Annotated in this window: 1 pseudogene; it reads left to right on the top strand. The window is 49.0% G+C overall.

What is annotated here, in order from left to right:
- A pseudogene (gene pyrE / locus FHK88_RS14045) lies at window positions 1-300 on the top strand (orotate phosphoribosyltransferase); the annotation flags it as partial.

Genomic DNA, 300 nt, shown 5'->3' with positions numbered 1-300 from the left:
GTATTGGCCAGTGGCTATGCTGAGCTTTTGGCTAAGCAAGTTCAATCAACGGCTAATGGTGATGAAGCGCCAGAATTGTTCATTTTCGGTGCGGCATATAAGGGCATTCCATTTGTCGCAGCTACTGCACAGGCATTGTGGCTTAACCATGGTATTAATGCCAAATGGGGCTATAACCGTAAGGAAGTCAAAGACCATGGTGAGGGTGGTCATCTGGTAGGCGCTGATGTGAGTGGCAAAGCCGTTTGGGTTTTGGATGATGTGAGCACAGCAGGTACAGCCATGCGTGAAGTCGTAGAG

Source organism: Psychrobacter sp. I-STPA6b, from assembly GCF_020662265.1.
In the GTDB taxonomy this organism is placed as follows: domain Bacteria; phylum Pseudomonadota; class Gammaproteobacteria; order Pseudomonadales; family Moraxellaceae; genus Psychrobacter.
This window is presented reverse-complemented; position numbering and strand designations above follow the sequence as displayed.